Source organism: Ruegeria sp. B11 (assembly GCF_056539785.1).
In genome coordinates this window covers 730,137-749,189 of record NZ_JBQFVO010000001.1, presented here as the reverse complement: position 1 = coordinate 749,189, position 19,053 = coordinate 730,137, and the positions used below count along the sequence as shown (strand labels likewise).

At 58.1% G+C, this 19,053-nt stretch carries 22 protein-coding genes; 14 read left to right on the top strand and 8 right to left on the bottom strand.

Annotation, left to right across the window (positions count from 1 at the left end; translation table 11 throughout):
* Window positions 1-25 precede the first annotated feature (25 nt).
* Window positions 26-1,105 (bottom strand): Hint domain-containing protein, encoded by a 1,080-nt coding sequence (locus tag ACR0I1_RS03795; protein WP_170396711.1) that lies wholly within the window; start codon window positions 1,103-1,105, stop codon window positions 26-28.
* Window positions 1,106-1,741: 636 nt separating this feature from the next.
* On the opposite strand from ACR0I1_RS03795, the gene ACR0I1_RS03790 reads away from it, so the two are divergent.
* Window positions 1,742-2,821, top strand: coding sequence for an anhydro-N-acetylmuramic acid kinase (locus ACR0I1_RS03790; RefSeq protein WP_480705734.1), 1,080 nt, complete (start codon window positions 1,742-1,744; stop codon window positions 2,819-2,821).
* A 64-nt stretch (window positions 2,822-2,885) separates the two neighbouring features.
* Here ACR0I1_RS03790 and ACR0I1_RS03785 read toward each other — a convergent pair whose 3' ends face one another.
* Window positions 2,886-3,776 carry a fatty acid desaturase gene (locus ACR0I1_RS03785; protein WP_480705028.1) on the bottom strand — a complete coding sequence of 297 codons (891 nt, stop codon included), beginning with the start codon at window positions 3,774-3,776 and terminating at the stop codon, window positions 2,886-2,888.
* 4 nt (window positions 3,777-3,780) lie between these two features.
* Window positions 3,781-4,200 carry a cupin domain-containing protein gene (locus ACR0I1_RS03780; RefSeq protein ID WP_170595389.1) on the bottom strand — a complete coding sequence of 140 codons (420 nt, stop codon included), beginning with the start codon at window positions 4,198-4,200 and terminating at the stop codon, window positions 3,781-3,783.
* 86 nt (window positions 4,201-4,286) lie between these two features.
* Here ACR0I1_RS03780 and ACR0I1_RS03775 point away from each other — a divergent pair, with 86 nt between their 5' ends.
* On the top strand, window positions 4,287-5,705 hold the full coding sequence (locus ACR0I1_RS03775; RefSeq protein ID WP_480705025.1) for a protein adenylyltransferase SelO: 1,419 nt from the start codon (window positions 4,287-4,289) through the stop codon (window positions 5,703-5,705).
* 62 nt (window positions 5,706-5,767) lie between these two features.
* Here ACR0I1_RS03775 and ACR0I1_RS03770 read toward each other — a convergent pair whose 3' ends face one another.
* A complete protein-coding gene (locus ACR0I1_RS03770; protein WP_480705023.1) occupies window positions 5,768-6,199 on the bottom strand; it encodes a hypothetical protein in 432 nt (143 codons plus the stop codon).
* Between the two features lie 116 nt (window positions 6,200-6,315).
* On the opposite strand from ACR0I1_RS03770, the gene ACR0I1_RS03765 reads away from it, so the two are divergent.
* The 6 genes from ACR0I1_RS03765 to ACR0I1_RS03740 all read left to right on the top strand — a co-directional run bounded on the left by ACR0I1_RS03765 (window position 6,316) and on the right by ACR0I1_RS03740 (window position 10,653).
* Window positions 6,316-7,020: an endonuclease/exonuclease/phosphatase family protein gene (locus tag ACR0I1_RS03765; RefSeq protein WP_170396721.1), complete on the top strand. Its 705-nt coding sequence runs from the start codon at window positions 6,316-6,318 to the stop codon at window positions 7,018-7,020.
* A 72-nt stretch (window positions 7,021-7,092) separates the two neighbouring features.
* On the top strand, window positions 7,093-7,506 hold the full coding sequence (locus ACR0I1_RS03760; protein WP_170396723.1) for a Fur family transcriptional regulator: 414 nt from the start codon (window positions 7,093-7,095) through the stop codon (window positions 7,504-7,506).
* 136 nt (window positions 7,507-7,642) lie between these two features.
* The gene (locus tag ACR0I1_RS03755; RefSeq protein WP_170422062.1) at window positions 7,643-8,521 is read left to right on the top strand and encodes a DMT family transporter; all 879 of its coding nucleotides are present in this window, start codon (window positions 7,643-7,645) and stop codon (window positions 8,519-8,521) included.
* A 144-nt stretch (window positions 8,522-8,665) separates the two neighbouring features.
* Window positions 8,666-9,943 carry a phosphopyruvate hydratase gene (eno, locus tag ACR0I1_RS03750; RefSeq protein WP_170608891.1) on the top strand — a complete coding sequence of 426 codons (1,278 nt, stop codon included), beginning with the start codon at window positions 8,666-8,668 and terminating at the stop codon, window positions 9,941-9,943.
* Window positions 9,944-10,065: 122 nt separating this feature from the next.
* The gene (locus tag ACR0I1_RS03745) at window positions 10,066-10,383 is read left to right on the top strand and encodes a hypothetical protein (protein WP_170608889.1); all 318 of its coding nucleotides are present in this window, start codon (window positions 10,066-10,068) and stop codon (window positions 10,381-10,383) included.
* 102 nt (window positions 10,384-10,485) lie between these two features.
* Window positions 10,486-10,653: a hypothetical protein gene (locus ACR0I1_RS03740; protein WP_170396730.1), complete on the top strand. Its 168-nt coding sequence runs from the start codon at window positions 10,486-10,488 to the stop codon at window positions 10,651-10,653.
* Here the strand turns inward: ACR0I1_RS03740 and ACR0I1_RS03735 are convergent.
* The 3 genes from ACR0I1_RS03735 to mazG all read right to left on the bottom strand — a co-directional run bounded on the left by ACR0I1_RS03735 (window position 10,650) and on the right by mazG (window position 12,955).
* Window positions 10,650-11,099 carry a GNAT family N-acetyltransferase gene (locus tag ACR0I1_RS03735; protein WP_170422057.1) on the bottom strand — a complete coding sequence of 150 codons (450 nt, stop codon included), beginning with the start codon at window positions 11,097-11,099 and terminating at the stop codon, window positions 10,650-10,652. The genes ACR0I1_RS03740 and ACR0I1_RS03735 overlap by 4 nt on opposite strands.
* Window positions 11,096-12,034, bottom strand: a complete 939-nt coding sequence (locus tag ACR0I1_RS03730) for a nucleoside hydrolase (RefSeq protein WP_480705020.1) — start codon at window positions 12,032-12,034, stop codon at window positions 11,096-11,098. Before ACR0I1_RS03730 ends, ACR0I1_RS03735 begins: the two co-directional genes overlap by 4 nt.
* Window positions 12,035-12,097: 63 nt before the next feature.
* A complete protein-coding gene (gene mazG, locus ACR0I1_RS03725; protein ID WP_480705018.1) occupies window positions 12,098-12,955 on the bottom strand; it encodes a nucleoside triphosphate pyrophosphohydrolase in 858 nt (285 codons plus the stop codon).
* Window positions 12,956-13,021: 66 nt separating this feature from the next.
* Between mazG and ACR0I1_RS03720 the strand changes: the two genes are divergently transcribed.
* From ACR0I1_RS03720 to ACR0I1_RS03705, 4 genes are read left to right on the top strand one after another with little or no spacing between them, the layout of a single operon-like run.
* On the top strand, window positions 13,022-14,185 hold the full coding sequence (locus ACR0I1_RS03720; RefSeq protein ID WP_480705016.1) for a M20 aminoacylase family protein: 1,164 nt from the start codon (window positions 13,022-13,024) through the stop codon (window positions 14,183-14,185).
* A 12-nt stretch (window positions 14,186-14,197) separates the two neighbouring features.
* The gene (gene speB, locus ACR0I1_RS03715) at window positions 14,198-15,166 is read left to right on the top strand and encodes an agmatinase (RefSeq protein WP_170509509.1); all 969 of its coding nucleotides are present in this window, start codon (window positions 14,198-14,200) and stop codon (window positions 15,164-15,166) included.
* A gap of 60 nt (window positions 15,167-15,226) precedes the next feature.
* Window positions 15,227-16,174, top strand: a complete 948-nt coding sequence (speB, locus tag ACR0I1_RS03710; RefSeq protein ID WP_480705014.1) for an agmatinase — start codon at window positions 15,227-15,229, stop codon at window positions 16,172-16,174.
* 45 nt (window positions 16,175-16,219) lie between these two features.
* Window positions 16,220-16,633 (top strand): DUF1499 domain-containing protein, encoded by a 414-nt coding sequence (locus tag ACR0I1_RS03705; protein ID WP_480438606.1) that lies wholly within the window; start codon window positions 16,220-16,222, stop codon window positions 16,631-16,633.
* On the opposite strand, the gene ACR0I1_RS03700 is transcribed toward ACR0I1_RS03705, so the two are convergent.
* Window positions 16,559-16,861, bottom strand: a complete 303-nt coding sequence (locus tag ACR0I1_RS03700) for a hypothetical protein (RefSeq protein WP_170406248.1) — start codon at window positions 16,859-16,861, stop codon at window positions 16,559-16,561. The genes ACR0I1_RS03705 and ACR0I1_RS03700 overlap by 75 nt on opposite strands.
* Before the next feature lie 62 nt (window positions 16,862-16,923).
* Between ACR0I1_RS03700 and prfA the strand changes: the two genes are divergently transcribed.
* Together prfA and prmC are read left to right on the top strand one after the other, a co-directional pair.
* Window positions 16,924-17,979: a peptide chain release factor 1 gene (prfA, locus tag ACR0I1_RS03695; RefSeq protein WP_170646597.1), complete on the top strand. Its 1,056-nt coding sequence runs from the start codon at window positions 16,924-16,926 to the stop codon at window positions 17,977-17,979.
* On the top strand, window positions 17,976-18,833 hold the full coding sequence (prmC, locus tag ACR0I1_RS03690; protein ID WP_480705012.1) for a peptide chain release factor N(5)-glutamine methyltransferase: 858 nt from the start codon (window positions 17,976-17,978) through the stop codon (window positions 18,831-18,833). The genes prfA and prmC overlap by 4 nt, the downstream gene beginning before the upstream one ends.
* The last annotated feature ends 220 nt before the right edge of the window (window positions 18,834-19,053 follow it).

Sequence of the window (19,053 nt, the reverse complement as noted above, 5' to 3'; positions counted from 1 at the left end):
AAGTCCTGCCGGATAACCTCTGGTTCTAGCGTGCAGTGTGTCTGGACAGAAGCGGCTTTTCATTCTTGATGTGGCGTTCAATCAGTTGCTTTTGCAGCTTCCCGGATGGGATCGGGCAGGCGGGCTTGGGGGCAAATTCCAGTTCTGCTATCTCGGGGAATATGCTCAGGATTTCTGTTCGTGCTTCTGGACTGATGGCCTTGAGCACTTCCGGTCCGGTAAACAGGCTTTCCGATGGTGCGCCTTCGGCATAGACTACCTCGTGCTGTCCAAAAAGAAGGTGAAAATACTCGACGCTCTGGGCATCCTGGTCGATGAAAATACCGGGCAGCGAAGTCAGATTGACGGCGGGTACCAGAACTTCGGAAGTCCTGAACATCCGCTCGACAATCTTCGAAGACACCAGCATCCGGTGCTGCCGGGACACCACAAGATCACGCTGAGGCAAGCCCAGACCTAACGCTCCGGCGCTGATACGAACCGGGCGCAGTTTGGGGTTTGCGGCCAGTTCCGGGGCAGATATCGTACGGCGAAACACCCGCAGCAGGGTGGCAAATCCGGGCCCATCACCTGTGGGATCAAACACTTCGATCTCATCGCTGGCTTTCAGATCCTCGACCGCCTTATGACCACCCCTTACCCGAATATTCGTGCCACTGGTGAAACAGGGAACAAAGTCGTCAACGGGCAGATTTACGACTGGACTGGCGAAGGCACCGTCACCCAGCGCCGTGATCGTCAGTGTTGTGTTGAGCGGGGGGACATCCCCCAAAAAGCCGATGAAGAATCCTTGCTCGGCTCCGCCGCCAAACGCGCCGTTGCCGCTGGAATCATAGTCGAAAACGCCAATCGTATAGGTATTGGTGCCATCCGTGACTATGTAATTGTAATCCCAGGCAATTGCATTCCCCAGATAGGTTTGCGTGGGGTCGTCTGGGAATTCGTTGTTTACACCGTCTCCCTCGATGGTGTTGGGGTCAACACCATCAGTAATTTCGATCGTATTGTACGCGGAGATCTGAAATGTCGTTCCAACGCCGCCGAATTGGGCCTGGTTCGTAGTCAGAGTCGTGTCCGTCCGAAATGCACCGTATATGTTTGGCATAAACCCTGTTCAGGCCAATTCACTGCCGCTTTTTACTAAGCGGTATGAACCTACTCACCCGTCCTCAATTTGTTGTCTGTGCTTCGCTGCATATTAATATCTCATCTATAAGCATTGGCGCAACATTTGCGAATATCCTGGGTTTTGAGCCTGCGCTTTTATTGCACTCAACATCCCAAAATACCTGCCATTATTCAGTCGCCTTGTTTCAATGCAAATCTGACGAAGCTGAGCTATATGGAATGATCGTAGGTGCTTCAGATCAAGTGGAACACTGAAACCGGCGATGGGCATTCTTGGGAGAGCTTGGCACCTGCTGTAGCGATCTGCGAACATGTGGTAATGGACTTTGTACAGCTCTTTCATGAGCACTCGGAACTGCGCTGCGTTTGAGAACGCCCTGTTGCCTTCATTCGCGGTCTCATGCCTTTCGGTACACTGTATAGGCGGGGGCAGGGGCAAGAAAAAGGCACATTTCCAAGAAAAGTGCCGCTCACGCCTGATGTGCCTTGCCTTGGCTTCTCATTACCGTGCAGGTTGTGCCCAGAACCCGGCGAAACGGGTGGAGAGACGCAATACGAGGTCGGCGTGGGCAGGGTCATCAGCAAATCGGGGGCTATCAGAGCGTTGGGGGCCATGTCGGGCACATCGCTGGACGGTGTGGACGCTGCGGTCGTTGAAACTGATGGGCAGCAGTTATTCGGCTTTGGTCCCAGCGGGTATCGCGCTTATTCCGAGGAAGAGCGTGCCACACTGCGCGCGGCGCTGGGGCTTTGGCATGGACCAAAGGTTGATATCTCGGCTGAATTGGTGACCCGGGCACATGCCGAGGTTCTTTCAGAGTTCGAAGAGGTCGACCTGATCGGCTTCCACGGTCAAACATTGGCACATGAGCCGCGTGGGCGTGGCACGTTGCAGGTGGGTGACGGGCTGGGTCTGTCGCAGGCTTTGGGGCTGCCGGTGGTCTGGGATTTTCGCAGCGATGATGTGGCGCTGGGCGGAGAGGGTGCGCCTCTGGCCCCGTTCTTTCATTTCGCCTGCGCCAAATGGATCGGGGCGGAAGAGCCGCTGTGTTTCCTCAATCTGGGCGGTGTTGGGAACCTGACCTATGTTGACCCGTCTTTTGACGGGCCTGAAGCGCCAGGGGCGTTGCTGGCTTTCGACACCGGACCTGCCAACGCGCCGGTTGACGATCTGATGCAGGCGCGGTTGGGGTTGCCGATGGATCGGGACGGCGCGCTGGCCCGAGAGGGTACGGTCGAGACCGGCGCACTGGAGCTGTTTCTGGCCGAGCCCTATTTCAACCGAATGCCGCCCAAATCGCTGGACCGGAATGATTTCTCGGAAATGATCGGTCTGGTGACGGAGCTGAGCGATGCGGATGCGGTGGCTACGTTGACAGGGATGAGCGCTGCGGGTGTGCTGCAGGGGATGGAGCATTGTCCCAAGCCGCCTGTGCGCATGCTGGTTACCGGTGGCGGACGTCACAACCCAGTGCTGATGGAAATGCTGCGCGTGTCGCTGGATTGCCCGGTCGAGCCGGTTGAGGCGGTTGGGCTGGACGGAGACATGCTGGAAGCGCAGGCCTTTGCCTACCTTGCCGTGCGTGTGGCGCGGGGATTGCCGACCTCTTGCCCGGGTACCACCGGGGTAAGTGCGCTAGTCGGGGGCGGTGTCGTGTCGTCTCCGGCGAGGGGTGTCGCGGTGAGCGGGTAGGGGGCTCTGCCCCCGTCGCTGCGCGACTCCCCCGAGGTATTTTTGGCCAGATGAAGAGGCGGATCTAGCGATTTAGGGCGCGGGCGTAATCTAGAGTGAATTCGGTGTAGCCGTCCGAGTTGGATTGCAGGTGTGCTTGGGTCCAGCGGTGGAAGGCTGGAAGGTGGTGGAAAGGCACGTTTGGAAAGGCGTGGTGTTCCGCGTGGTAGGGCATGTTCCAGGCCAGAAATCGGATCATTCGATTGGTAAAGGTGGTACGGGAGTTTTCGAGCATATTTGCCACCGGCGGGCAGAGGCCGTGTTCGGCGAGCAGGTATAGGCGCAGGAAAGGCTGGCCGATAAGGGCGGGCAGAAGCCAGAGCCAGAACAACAAGGGGCTGAAGAACAGGCTGAGTGCGCCCAGGGCATATAGTGTGGACAATATTCGGGCTTCGGTTCGTATGGCGCGGTGCTGGCGGGTTGGCAGGTAAGCGGCGTCAATCCTGCCGCGCGCGTTGTCGGTCAACACACGGGCCATACCCGTCCAATATGGCCAGCCGCTGAGATAGATCGCAAGGCTGCGCCAGTTTTCGGGGCGGGGTTTGCCGCCAAGTTCCGGGTCTTTGGTTGGGTGGTTTGTCCATTTGTGATGGGCAAGGTGAAAGTAGCGAAACCATGTGAACGGCAGGCAGATAGGAATTGAGACAAGGTGCCCAACCGCTTCGTTGATCCAAGGGGTTTTGAACGGCGTCTTGTGGGTGCATTCGTGGCTGAGCGTAAAGAGGAAAACCAGCAATAGGCCTTGCGGCAGGAGCAGTAGTGGCCAGAGGGGAACCTGTAGGATGATACCGGTGCTGGTTGCTGTCAAAGCGCCGAAATAGATCGCTAGATGTCTGAGACCTGCCATGTCCGACCGCTGTTGCAGCCTGTCCTTGGTCTCGGGCGGGATCGCGGCGATCAGGGCGCGGTGGTCCATGGAATTACACTCCTGGAATATCAAAGCCGGGTGGCGCGAGTTCAAACCCGTCAAATTCAAATCCCGGTGAAACAGTGCAACTGACCAGCGTGTAGTCTCCACTGCTGCGCGCCGCCTGCCAATGGCCCTTGGGTACAATAAGCTGCGGTGCGCCTTGAGTCAGATCAGGTGTCAGGATGTGGTCTTTGGCAGGGCCTGTATCGGAGGCGCTGAGCGAGAGGATCAGCGGAGCGCCGGAATGGTAGAGCCAGATCTCGGTCGCATCTACCTTGTGCCAGTGGCTGCGCTCACCCTCTGCCAGTAGGAAGTAGATGCAAGTGCCGGTGGCACGTCCGGGATTGTCGGCGCGCCAGGTCTCTTTGAACCAGCCGCCTTCGGGGTGCTGCTGCAGGTTCAGGTGTTGGATGATGTCTTGCGCGGTCATGGGAGCCTCGGGTCTGTTTGTGGGATTATGCACGCACGCGCACGATCTGCTATGGCAATTGTGTATGCAGAGCATATGTTTGCCGCATGACTTTGACGATCCCGTTTGACAACAGCTATGTTCGCCTGCCGGACACCTTCTTTGCGCGGCAGGGGCCTGTGCCTGTGCGTGCACCGAAGCTTGTTGCCTTCAACAGTGATCTGGCGCGACTGTTGCGGATTGCGCCGGGCGACGTTGAAGAGATGGCGCAGGCTTTTGCGGGCAATACTGTGCCCGAGGGGGCCGAGCCGCTGGCGCAGTTATATTCCGGGCATCAGTTTGGCACCTATAACCCTCAGCTAGGAGATGGGCGCGCGGTTTTGTTAGGTGAGACGGTCGGAGTCGACGGGATTCGGCGGGATATTCAATTGAAGGGCTCAGGGCAGACACCTTTCTCGCGCCAGGGAGATGGACGTGCCTGGCTGGGGCCGGTTTTGCGCGAATATGTGGTTTCCGAGGCGATGCATGCGCTGGGCGTTCCCACCACGCGCGCCTTGGCAGCGGTTGAAACCGGAGAGATCGTGCTGCGCGAGGGTCCGATGCCCGGGGCGGTATTGACACGTGTGGCGCAAAGCCATTTGCGGGTGGGTACGTTTCAGGTGTTTGCAGCGCGAGGGCAGATAGAGAGCCTGCAACGGCTGACTGAATATGCCATTCAGCGCCACTATCCTGAGGCGGACGGGGCTATGGGTTTGTTGCGCGCGGTTCGGGATGCGCAGGCCGGGTTGATCGCCCGATGGATGAGCGTGGGTTTCATTCACGGGGTCATGAATACTGACAACAGCTCGATCGCCGGTGAGACGATCGACTATGGCCCATGTGCGTTCATGGACAGCTATCACCCGAATACAGTCTATAGCTCGATCGACCGGATGGGGCGGTATGCCTACTCGAACCAGCCTGAGATTGCGGTTTGGAATCTGGCGCAGCTGGCAACGGCCCTAATTCAGCAGTTTGAGGACAAGGACGCAGCTGTCGAAGAGGCCACCGAAATTGTCCATGCCATGCCTGCGTTGATGCAGGCACATTGGCTGGAACGTTTCAGGGCCAAGATCGGATTGGTTCGGGCAGAGGAGAGGGATCTTGAAATGATCTCGGACCTGTTGACGCGGATGGCGCAGAATCTGGCGGATTTCACAAACACGTTCCGCGCGCTGGGCAGCGACCGCGCGCGAGACCAGTTTGCCGACCCGGCGGCTTTTGACGAATGGGCAAAGGGGTGGCAGGAACGCTTGGCGCGTGAGGATGCGCCTTCGGACGTGATGGCTGCGGCCAATCCGGCCTTCATTCCACGCAATCATCGGGTGGAGCAGATGATTCAGGCTGCGGTGCAGGGCGATTACGCACCGTTCAATCGACTGAATGAAGTGCTGTCAAGGCCGTATGAGGATCAACCAGAATCAGCTGACCTGATGCGCCCTCCGGCGAAGAACGAGGTCGTACACGCGACATTCTGCGGTACGTAACAAAGAGACGGTTTCTTATGAAGAAACTGAGCCTGAAACTTTTGAAGTTTCAGGTTTCGAGGCTATCGGGGCGTGTCTGCAAAGGGCTCGGCGATCACCTGACACGCATCTTCATAGACAATGTAGCCGATCCGGTCTGATCGCAGAGTATCGATCTGGTATCCGTTTTCTTTGAGCAGTGCGACCATCTCATACGACTTGCCCAAAACCTCATTGGCTTCGGGTTTGAACCAGCTGAGGCCTTTGGTATTGCGCTGAAAGGCGCCTTTAGATTTTGTCCTGTTGAAACGATAGGGGATTTCAAGGTTTTCCCGGAACCAAGCCAGCAGCGCCTCAATTCGATCGAATGTGTATTTATCCAGCGCGGCAGTGTCGCGCAGGTGGTAGGCCGCGCAGAAGAACCCCTGACGCGCGTCCATATCTTCCATCTTGATCGGATGGACAAACCTTATGAACATGATCGTGAAGGTGGCCGAGGGGCTGCGCGGGCTCAAGGCCGTTTTGCACAAATGTTAGCGGAGCAAGCGGCGCGTTGCCATTCAGCGCTGGGTTCGGCTTGCACTTGTCCGACCAGTTGGCGATCTTGGGTTAAATCAGTTTAAGTGTGCCGATGACCTACCGCTCGACCTTGCGCCTTGCCAGTTACAACATTCAGAAATGCGTGGGACTCGATTTCCGGCGGCAGCCGCAGCGGATATTGCAGGTCATCGAAAGCATGCAGGCCGATATCGTTGTTCTGCAGGAGGCGGACAAACGATTGCCGCCCCGTCCTGCCGCTTTGCCACATTTCATGTTGGATGAGGCCGGGTGGCAGATCGTGGACCTGGGCGGTGCCGGTAGTCTTGGTTGGCATGGCAACGCGGTGATCTGGCGTGGGGACGCCATTCAGGTGCGTCAGGCAGGTCATCATGATTTGCCGGGTCTGGAGCCCCGCGGCGCCGTGCGGGTCGAGTTTGATACGCAGATCGGGCCTTTGCGGGTGATGGGGATGCATCTTGGGCTTTTGCCGGCGTCGCGACGCCAACAGATCAGTCATATCCGTCGATGTGATTCTGATCTGGAACACATGCCCACCGTCTGGGCCGGGGATTTCAACGAATGGTCACGCCAGCCGGTTCTTGATCATTTGGCCCCGGACATGCGGTTTCTTCCTCCGGTTCCAAGCTTCCCGGCCGCGCAGCCATTGGGGGCGCTGGACAGAATCGCGGTGGGTCAGGGGCTTGAGGCTGCACTGCACGGGGTGCATGATGCGCGGCCCGCGCATATCGCCTCGGATCATTTGCCGGTCTGGGCCGATCTGCGGCGCATCGCCTGACCGCAAAATCGTCTGTGGCGCAGGGCGCGTAGACATATTAAGACAGAACACCGAACAGTCCCGGGGGTCACCATGTCCGACACGATTATCGCCCGTTGCGAAGCCAAGGGCCTGCGCATGACCGGCCAGCGGCGGACCATTGCACAGGTCTTGCAGCAAAGCGAAGATCACCCGGATGTAGAAGAGCTTTATGCCCGTGCTTCAGCCGAAGATGCGGGAATTTCGATCGCGACAGTCTATCGTACCGTGAAGTTGTTCGAAGAGGCCGGGATACTTGAGCGGCTGGAGTTCGGCGACGGGCGCGCGCGATACGAAGATGCAGAGCGTGATCACCACGACCACCTGATCGACATGCAGTCAGGCGAGGTGATCGAGTTTGTCGACCCTGAGATAGAAGCGCTGCAAGAAAAGATTGCGGCCAAGCTTGGCTACAGGCTGAAAGGCCATCGCCTTGAATTGTACGGCGTACCGTTAGAAAAAGACTGACACATCACGAAAATCGATCGGTCGGTGAACGCGATTTCATCGAACATGTCGTAATACTGCTTGCGACGTCGCAAAGGTTGCGGTTTTGCTGCCGGAAAGGTCCGCCTGTCAGCGGCCTGTTCCAATGGAAACGCGCATGAACAACGTAAACGGCATTTTGCTGATCATCGGCTCGATGGCGGCCTTCGCGCTTGAGGACATGTTCATCAAGCATCTCTCGGTCAGTGTGTCGACCGGGCAGATCATGATCGCATTGGGTCTGATCTGCGGGGCTGTGTTCACGCTTATGTCTATGGCAACACGCAAACGCATCTTCGACCCGGTCGCGTGGCAACCTTTGCCGCTGATCCGTGCCGGGACCGAAGCCTTTGGTGCACTCAGCTTCGTGACCGCGCTGTCACTTGTTGATCTGTCGACTGTGGCGGCGGTTTTTCAGGCGATGCCACTATTCGTCACGATGGGGGCAGCACTGTTTCTGGGTGAGCAGGTCGGTTGGCGCCGTTGGAGCGCCATCGGGATCGGCTTTGTCGGCGTCTTGATGATCATCCGCCCCGGGTTCGAGGGATTCCAGCCGGAATCATTGTTTGTTTTGGTATCGGTCGTTGCAATTGCCGCGCGCGATCTGATCACACGCAGGTTGGATGTTCGTGTGGCCTCGTCGGTCGTCGCATTGCAGGCCTATATCGGAGTGGCGCTGGCTGGTGCGGCCCTTATGGTGTTCACAGCACAGCCCGTTGTGCCGCTGCAAGCTGCGCAGATCGGGCCTTATCTGGGTGCCATCGGGTTCGGCGTATTGGGCTATTACGGCATCGTAACCGCGATGCGGATTGGCGAAGCTTCAGCGCTGACGCCATTTCGGTATACCCGGTTGGTGTTCTCGATCACGGCCGGAATGCTGATGTTTGGCGAACGCCCCGACAGCATGACGTTGGCTGGTGCCGGTCTGATTATCGGATCAGGTCTGTATACTTTCATTCGAGAACGCCAGCTGGCGCGGGCATTGGCAGTGGCCTAAGCGCCCGCGACCTGTTGGCGCAAACAGCAAACTGTTAGCCCTAAAGGCTGAAAAATATAAGTGTTAGCGATAACGGAAACGGTTTACTTTTCGCCGCGTGCTGGTATGAGGCATGCAACCGTTGGCATCATTGGGACCCGTATCATGAGCACGATCATCGACATCCACGCACGCGAAATACTGGACAGCCGGGGCAACCCGACGGTCGAAGTAGACGTGATTCTGGAAGACGGCACCATGGGCCGCGCCGCTGTGCCTTCAGGGGCGTCGACCGGCGCCTACGAGGCGGTGGAAAAGCGCGATGGTGACAAATCTCGTTACATGGGCAAGGGCGTGCTGGAAGCGGTTGCTGCCGTTAACGGTGAGATCGCCGAAGAACTGGTGGGCTTTGACGCGACCGAGCAGGTGGCCATCGATCAGGCGATGATCGAACTCGACGGGACCGAGAACAAGAGCCGTCTGGGCGCGAACGCTATCCTGGGTGTCTCGCTGGCGACGGCCAAGGCGGCGGCGGATTTCACCACGCAGCCTCTGTATCGCTATGTTGGCGGTACTTCGGCGCGCGTTCTTCCGGTTCCGATGATGAACATCATCAACGGGGGTGAGCACGCCGATAATCCGATCGACATTCAGGAATTCATGATCATGCCGACCTCGGCCGCGAATATCCGCGAAGCCGTGCGCATGGGGTCGGAGGTGTTCCATACGCTCAAGCGCGAACTGTCGGCTGCCGGACTGGCCACCGGAGTGGGGGACGAAGGTGGTTTTGCACCTAACATCGCTTCGACCCGTGAGGCACTGGATTTCATCCTGCAGGCGGTGGAAAAAGCGGGCTACAAACCCGGCGAGGAGATCCATCTGGCGCTGGACTGCGCCGCCACGGAATACTACCGCGACGGAAAATATGTTCTTTCGGGTGAAAACATCTCGCTGACCTCAGAGGAAAACGCTGAGTATCTGGCGACCTTGGTCAAAGATTACCCAATTATCTCGATCGAAGACGGTATGTCCGAGGACGATTGGGATGGCTGGAAAGCGCTGACTGATGCCATCGGCAACGAAGTACAACTGGTCGGCGACGACCTGTTCGTAACCAACCCAGAGCGTTTGGCCGAGGGGATCGATCGTGGCTGTGCCAACTCGATGCTGGTCAAGGTGAACCAGATTGGATCACTGACCGAAACTCTGCGCGCCGTCGATATGGCCCACCGTGCACGGTATACCAACGTGATGTCGCATCGCTCGGGCGAGACCGAAGATGCCACCATTGCCGATTTGGCTGTGGCGACCAACTGCGGGCAGATCAAAACCGGCTCGTTGGCGCGGTCGGACCGGTTGGCCAAATACAACCAGCTGATCCGCATCGAGGAATCGCTGGGTGAGGTCGCAGAATACGCCGGCGCGTCGATCCTGAAGCGCTGAGTTTGGCGTACTTGGTAAAACCAGATCAGGCCCCGGCAGAACGCCGGGGCCATTTTTTTCTTTGCGTCATTACCGATCCGTCTAAGCTGGGCATCGAAGGCCAACATGGGAGAGGGCGATTTATGACAACATTCAAACGCATCGTTGGCGCTGGGGCGCTATTGATCCTGCCTCAGCTTGCAGGGGCTGATCGTCCGCCTCAGGCAGTGTGCCAGAAAATGGTGGAAGGCGATCCCAGCGGGCAGGTCACGATGGAGGAATGCCTGTGCACCTATAACGTCGCCAACACGGTTTTGGACGATGACATCAAAGAACTATTGTTCGAGTCCTGGTACACCGGTGAGAACATAACTGAACAGTTGAATGTGCTGCCCAAACCCAAACGCGTGCCCCGGCAGTTCAAGACCATGGAGCAGACGTTCAATAAGAACTGCCGCTGATCGTTAAGCTAAACAAACTTAAATGTCGTTATGTGTGAACTTGTTCCTATTGCGGCGCTGTGACTCCCGATAGTCTGCAAGCATTGCAGAAAGGGGGACGATATGTCTGCTTCAAAGGTCTTTCTCGTAATTTCAATGCTTTGCGCGGGGATGCTGGCCGCATGTTCAGAGCCTGGGACCTATCCGATCACAGGGATGCAGGTTTCGCAGGATGATCCGGTGCAGGAAATGGCAAATCCGGCGGTAATCTTCCGGGGGGAATCGCGCTAAAGCGATTTGCTCATCAGCATGTAGCGATCGCGCGGTTTAAAACCTGACCGCAGGTATAGTTTCTGCGCGGTTTCGTTGGTTCGGTCGACCTCAAGATGCAGGGCGGTCAGACCGGCCTCGGCCAGCGCCTTGGGGAGATCATGCAGCACTTCGGTGGCGATACCGCGTCCGCGAACGGCGGGGCGGATGTAAATCTCATCTACAAAGGCATCCATGCCACCAAACTCGACCGACCAGCCGAAGGTGAGGATGACATAGCCCAGCGGCGCGCGGCCCGGACCGATCAGATATATGCACCCATGGGGTATTCCATCCAGCAGAGGGGCCAGCGCGTTGCGACGTTTCTCGTCATCCTGCGCGATGCCGGATTCCGAGTGAAACGCTGCGACCAGCGCCATCAGTCGGTCCAGATCGTCGGGGCGGGCAAGGCGGAGTGCGGCGGTCATAGGCGGGCAAGTCTTTCTGTGAGCAGGTCGAAGAAACCTTGGGCATCCACGTCACCCATGAACATGGCGTTTGGTGCGCGATCAGTGACCCGCCACCAGTCGGCCACTGTCATGCCCAACGTCAATTCTGATTGGGTTTCGATCTCAACATTGATGTGGCGGCCCGAGAACAACTCGGGTCGGATCAGATAGGCGGTGACGCAGGGGTCGTGCAGCGGTGCGCCCTCCGATCCGTATTTTTCCTTGTCGAAACGTTCGAAGAAATCGGTCATCTCTGCCACTGCATGGCCCACCTTGCTGTCCAATGCCCGGAATGCATCATTGCGATGGGGTGTGACCAGCGCATCATGTGTGACATCCAATGGCATTACGACGACATGAATGCCGGATTTAAACACAATATCAGCAGCTTCCGGGTCGACATAAATGTTGAATTCAGCTGCTGGTGTGATGTTTCCAACCTCAAAATACGCACCACCCATCAGAACGATTTCCTGCACCCGGTCGATGATGTCGGGCGCTTTTTGGAAGGCAGTGGCGATGTTCGTCAGCGGCCCCAGAGGGCAGAGCGTCACTGTACCGGGCTCATGCGCGCGTAGGGTATCAATGATAAAATCGACCGCGTGACCCTCGGCCAAAGTCATTTCAGGATCTGGCAAAACAGGGCCGTCGAGCCCTGTTTTACCATGCACATGCTCGGCGGTGATGAGCGGGCGTTTCAGGGGGCGATCGCATCCGGCGTAGACGGGGATTTCGGTGTGCCCCGCCAACTCGCACACGATGCGGGCGTTTTTGGCGGTCAGCTCCAAAGGCACGTTTCCAGCGACGGCGGTGATGCCCAGAACCTCGATCTCTTCGGGGCTGGCAAGCGCCAGAAGAATGGCGACGGCGTCGTCCTGTCCGGGATCGGTGTCGATTATGATCTTGCGGGGCATGGGGGTCTCCGGGGGCGGTGAAGGTCGGACACTCGCAAGTGTCGCGGGACTTGTCTAGCCGAATTACGTGCCTGCCGGAGCATCCACCGGCGGGAGTTTGCCGTTGGCGCGGTGTTCCTCGATTTTCACCTGGTCCCACAGTGCGTCCATTTCGGCCAGATCACTTTGGGTGGGCGTTTTTCCGCGTTCGGCCAGCCGGGCTTCGACCTTCTCAAAACGACGAGTAAACTTGGCGTTTGTGCGGCGCAGGGCGGCCTCGGGTTCGATGCCTAAGTGGCGGCCGAGGTTGACAATCACGAACAGCAGATCGCCGAATTCATCCTCAAGCGCGTCGGCATCCATGCTGTCGCACGCCTCTTCCAGCTCAGCGGCTTCCTCGGTGATCTTGGCGAGCACATGGCTGGCGTCAGGCCAGTCGAACCCTACGCGCGCGGCACGTTTCTGCAGCTTATGTGCGCGTAGCAGGGCGGGCAGGTTGGCGGCGACACCGTCTAGTGCACCTTTTTGTTCTTTGCCCGCACGTTCGGCGGCTTTGATGGTTTCCCAGTCCTTTGTCTGTTGATCCGCCGACTTGTCTCGGGACTCATCACCGAAAACATGTGGGTGACGGGTAACCATCTTGTCCGACATGGTGCGCACCACGTCCTGAAAGGTAAAATGCCCAGCCTCTTCAGCCATTTGCGCGTGGAAGACGGATTGGAACAGCAGGTCGCCCAGCTCTCCCTTCAATTCGTCATAAGCCTCGCGTTCGATGGCATCGGCGACTTCATAGGCTTCTTCGATCGTATAGGGCGCGATGGTCGAAAAATCCTGTTCGATATCCCACGGGCAACCGGATTGAGGGTCGCGCAGGCGGCGCATGATTTCCAGCAAACGCTCGATACCTGCGTCCGTGTTGTGGATCAGAGGATTTTCGGCCATTGCGAACCCTTTCGTTCCGGTGTCAGATGCATCCATCCCGCAGTCAGGATCAGGAGTCCACCCCAGATGCCCGTCGTCAACCGAATTGCCGATTACGCCGCTGATATGACCAAGTGGCGCCAGCACCTTCACACCATCCCCGAATTGGAGTTCGAATGCTATGAGACCGCCGCCTTTGTGGCCGAGCGTCTGCGCGAGTTTGGGGTGGATGAACTGCATGAGGGAATCGCCAAAACCGGCATGGTCGCGATCATCAACGGGCAGGGCGAGGGACCGACTATTGGTCTGCGCGCTGACATGGATGCATTGCCGATTACCGAGGAAACGGGCGTGGATTACGCCTCGAAGAACCCCGGTAAGATGCATGCCTGCGGTCATGACGGGCACACAACCATGCTGCTGGGTGCTGCGCGCTATCTGGCCGAAACGCGGAATTTCGCGGGCCGCGTTGCGCTGATCTTTCAGCCTGCCGAGGAAGAGGGCGGCGGCGCGGGCGTGATGGTTGAAGAAGGCATCATGGATCGGTTCAATATCTCTGAGGTTTACGGCATCCATAACACTCCGGGTCGGCCCGAGGGGCTGTTCGAAACCACGCCGGGGCCGCTGATGGCCGCAGTAGATACGTTTGAGATCCATATTCAGGGCGTGGGCGGCCACGGGGCCATGCCGCATGAGACGCGCGACCCGGTGATGGCGGCTTGCGGAATGGCGCAGGCGATCCAAACCATCGTCAGCCGCAACCACTATGCGCTGGACGATCTGGTGGTGTCGGTGACGCAGATACACACCGGAACAGTGAATAACGTGATCCCTGACACCGCTTATCTGAACGGCACCGTTCGCACCTTTGATCCGGCCGTGCAAAGGATGGTCAAAGAGAGAATGGCGCAGATCGTGGCAGGGCAGGCGGCCTCGTACGGTGTTGAGGCCAAGCTGGACTATCAGGAGGGTTATCCTGCCACCATCAATGACGCCGACAAGGCGGCATTCGCGGCTGAAGTGGCGCGGGATGTATCCGGCACGGAACGCGTGAAAGATGATGCTGGGCGTGAGATGGGGGCAGAAGATTTTTCCTACATGCTGCAGGCCCGACCTGGTGCTTACTTGTTCATGGGGCAAGGAGATGGCGCGGGGCTGCACCATCCGAAATACAACTTCAATGACGACGTCGCGCCGATCGGAGCGTCCTTCTTCGCACGGATCGTCGAAAAGGCACAGCCGTTGGGCTGACAGGGAAAAGACATGGCACTGGAAGATGCAAAGAACCAGGTGGATGAGGCATTCACCAACCCCGATCTTAAGGGGCTGTCCTATGAAAACACCTTTGGCGGCGCGACTTCATTCCTGCGGCGGCTTTATACCAAAGACCTGACGGGTGCGGATATCGCGGTAACCGGCGTGCCTTTCGATCAGGCGGTGACAAATCGCCCCGGAACCCGTCTGGGGCCGCGCGCAATCCGTGAGGCGAGCGCGTTGCAATCCCCGGATGCACCCTATGGCTGGCCCTTTGACGCGCTCAGCGAGTTGGCGATCGTGGATTATGGAGATATGGCCTATGACTATGCCAATATCCCGGCCTTTCCCGACACGCTGACCGATCATATCCGTACCATTTTGGCGGCGGATGTGGCTTCGGTCACGCTGGGAGGGGATCACTATATCAGCTTCCCGATCCTTAAGGCCTATGCCGAGAAATATGGGCCAATGTCACTGCTGCAATTCGATGCGCATACCGACACCTGGGCAGATGACGACATGTCCCGCGTGGACCACGGAACGATGTTCTACAAGGCGGTAAAATCGGGGTTGGTTGATCCGAAACGCTCGGTTCAGGTGGGCATTCGCACCACCAACGAAGACACGTTGGGCGTCAACATCATCGACGCGCGCGAGGTTTACGAATCCGGCCCAGCCGCGGTGGCGCAGAAGATCAGGGGTATTCTGGGCGACAGCCCCGTGTACCTGAGCTTCGACATCGACGGTCTGGACCCTGCTTTTGCGCCCGGTACTGGTACGCCGGTCTGGGGTGGGCTGAGCTCCATCCAGGCGCAAATCATCCTGCGCGACATTGCCGGGATCAACATCAAGGGCGGCGATGTGGTTGAGGTATCTCCGCCATACGATACCTCTGGTGCGACGGCGATTGCGGGGGCTCATGTGGCAACACAGATCATTTGCCTTTTGGGGTGGAACAAGCTGGTGAAGCCTTAACCTTTGGTTAGGCATAATCCCGGTATCTGCTTGGTTAAGGCACCGGATCGGAGACATCACATGACCCAATACAACCAACCGATTGGCGGCAATGATCTGGCACGGTTTTCGGGGCCGAACACGTTTATGCGGTTGCCACAGGCGTCGTCGCTGGACGGGCTGGATGTGGCGATCCTCGGGGTTCCGATGGATATCGGCACTTCGTGGCGGTCGGGCACACGGTTCGGACCCAAGCAGATTCGCAGTGAAAGTGCGATGATCCGGCCCTATAACATGTCCAATGGCGCGGCACCGTTCGACCATTTGCAGATCGCAGATATCGGCGATCTGGCGATCAACACTTTCTCGCTCGCCGATAGTCTTAGGATCATCAAGGAAAGCTATGACGGCATTTTGGCGCAAGGTGTTGTACCAGTGGCGATAGGTGGGGATCACTCGATCACTTTGCCGATCCTGCGGGCGATGGCAGCCAAGCACGGGCCTGTGGCTCTGGTGCACGTGGACGCTCATGCTGACGTGAATGATGAGATGTTCGGTGAAATGGAAACCCACGGCACTGTCTTCCGGCGCGCCTATGAGGAAGGGCTGATTGTCCCTGACAAGACCTTTCAGATCGGCATTCGAGGCTCGGGTTACGCCGCCAGCGACTTTACCGAGGCACAGGGTTGGGGGTTCCGTCAGTACCCGGCGTGGGAGCTGTGGCAACAGAACCTGACCGAAATCGGCTCTTTGATCCGTAAAACTGTTGACGATCACCCGGTCTATATCACCTACGATATCGACAGCCTCGATCCGGCCTATGCACCCGGAACAGGCACGCCCGAGATCGCAGGTCTGACCACTCCGCAGGCGCTGCAGTTGATCCATGCGCTGGCGGGCATGAACGTGGTGGGCTGCGATCTGGTCGAAGTATCTCCACCCTATGATCCGTCGGGCAATACGGCACTGACCGCAGCCAATCTACTGTTCGAGATGCTGTGCATTCTGCCCGGAGTGACGTCACGATAGGGGTGCGACGCCATCCTCTGACCGAGTAAGCAGGGCATAGCGGGAATGAATGGGCAGATGAAAATGGTGCTGTGGCTGTTGATTGCGGTGGGCCTTGCAATGGGTGCCTATATCAGACTTGCGCCTTCAGATCCTGTGCGCTGGCATGTGGCCCCTGAAGACGCGGAACGAGACCTGAAGGGTGGTGTCGTTCGAGTCGTCGAAACCGGTCCTGATGGGCTGGCGCGTCTCGATAAAATTGCGCGCGCAACACCACGCACCAGTGTTCTGGCCGGATCTCTAGAAGAGGGCATGATCACCTATATCACCCGTACCAAGGTATTCGGGTTTCCCGACTACACCACCGTGCAGCAAGACGGTGATACGCTGCGTATCTATGCCAGATTAAGATTTGGCCGGAAAGATTTCGGCGTTAATCGGGACCGGGTCACCCAATGGCTTGCTTTGCTGCAACCCTGACGACAAACAGCCCTCTTGCACCTCGCGCCACATGGGCACGTTCAGCGACATCTGGCATTGGGCCATGAACATGCGGCCGTCGACCTGCAGGCATATCATCTCTCCCAACTCGATGCGGGTGCCGGATTTGTCGGTGCAATAGCAATCTTGCACCTTGCCTCCGGGGCCAACAACATCGGCCATTCCGGGCGTCGCAATGAGTGTCAGGGCTAAGATCAGTCGCTTCATGGCCCAAGCCTAGCACAAGGCAGGGCCTTGACCAAAGCCTCTGGATGATAGACACCGCGCGGATGATCCCCGAAGAACGCCTTGAACAGATAACTCAGCGATTCCAATACCTCGAAGCGGCCATGGCGGATGGTGCCTCGGGCGGGGATATTGCAGTTTTGGCAAAGGAATATTCCGACCTCAAGCCGGTGGTCGATCAGATCATGGCGTGGCGTCAGCTGGTTTCAGATCTGGCCGAGGCCGAGGCAATGCTGTCCGACCCGGACATGAAAGAGCTAGCCGAAGAGGAAATTCCAGAACTGCAGGCGCGTATCCCCGAGGCGGAGCATGCCTTGCAGCTGGCGCTGTTGCCCAAAGATGCGGCTGATGCGCGCCCGGCAATGCTGGAAATTCGCCCCGGCACCGGCGGGGATGAGGCCGCGCTGTTCGCCGGAGACCTGTTGCGCATGTATCAACGCTATGCCGAAGCGCGGGGCTGGCAGTTCGAGATCATCGAGGAACAAGCGTCTGATCTTGGTGGGGTCAAAGAGGTGGTGGCACATATCAAGGGCGACAATGTCTTTGCGCGGATGAAGTACGAATCCGGCGTGCATCGCGTGCAACGCGTGCCCGAAACCGAAAGCGGTGGGCGCATTCATACCTCGGCGGCGACGGTGGCGGTTTTGCCAGAGGCCGAGGATGTGGACATTCAGATCGATGCCAATGACATCCGTATTGACACGATGCGCAGCTCGGGCGCTGGGGGGCAGCACGTGAACACGACGGATTCTGCTGTGCGGATTACCCACTTGCCCAGCGGTATCGTGGTGACCAGTTCCGAGAAATCCCAGCACCGAAACCGTGAGATAGCGATGCAGGTGCTGAAAACGCGCCTTTATGATCTTGAACGGCAGCGGATCGACAGCGAACGCTCGGCGGATCGCGCCAGTCAGGTCGGTTCAGGTGACCGGTCGGAACGGATTAGGACGTATAACTTCCCGCAAGGCCGCATGACGGATCACCGCATCAACCTGACGCTTTATAAGCTGGATCAGGTGATGCAGGGCGATCTTGATGAGGTGATCGACGCGCTGACCGCAGATGATCAGGCTCGGCTTCTGGCCGAAATGGCGCAATGATTGCGGCGCTGACAGCCGCGCAGGCCATGGTCGCTGCAACCGCACGTTTGCGCGCAGCCGGTGTGCCTGATCCAGCGCGGGATGCGCGGGTGCTGCTGGCGCATGCGGCGCGGATCGAGGCCAGCCGGGTGACTCTGATCGCGCCCGAAGAACTGCCTGTCGATATTGCGGAACGCTATGACCAGCTAATTTCGCTGCGGGCCATCCGTGTGCCGGTGTCGCATCTGTTGGGCGAGCGGGAATTCTATGGCCGCCGGTTCCGGGTCAGCCGCGATGTGCTTGATCCACGCCCCGAAACCGAGGCTTTGATCGAGGCGGCGCTGAGTGAGCCGTTTGACCATGTACTCGATTTGGGTGTGGGCTCGGGCTGTATCCTGATCACCTTGCTGGCCGAGCGGGCGAGTGCCTCGGGCGTCGGCGCCGACCTCAGCGAAGCTGCCTGTCTGCAGGCCAGCGCCAATGCGGTTCAGCATAAGGTACAGGCGCGCGCCGAGATTCGGCAATCTGACTGGTTCGAAAACATTGAGGGTCAGTTCGATCTGATTGTTTCGAATCCGCCCTATATTTCAGCGGACGAGATGCATGCGCTTTCCCCTGAAGTGCGCGAACATGAGCCGCGCATGGCGCTGACGGATGAGGGCGACGGTTTGGATGCCTATCGCCGTATTGCGGCGTCGGCCCCGGATTATCTGATGCCCGGCGGGCGTATCCTGGTTGAAATTGGCCCGACACAGGGCGCTTATGTTTCTGCCCTTTTTGATGCCGCTGGTTTGACCGGCGTAAAGGTGATCCCAGATCTGGACGGGCGTGATCGTGTTGTGGGGGCCAGAATGCCGCCTTCTAAGCGAAACTGAGGCCGAAAAATGCCGATTGATGTAAAAAAGCTGCGACATTTTCGAGAATCCCCTTGTCTGAACGCTCAGGACATGTTTACTCAGGATTAGTCGGCGAGGTTGACGCTGTTTCAGCGCACCCCTGACGCCAAGCCCAAAAAGTCGATAGCGCGTAACGGCACAAGCCACTGAGCAGCGTTAGATACGGGTTGATCGACAGTGAATTGATAAGGCTGACGTA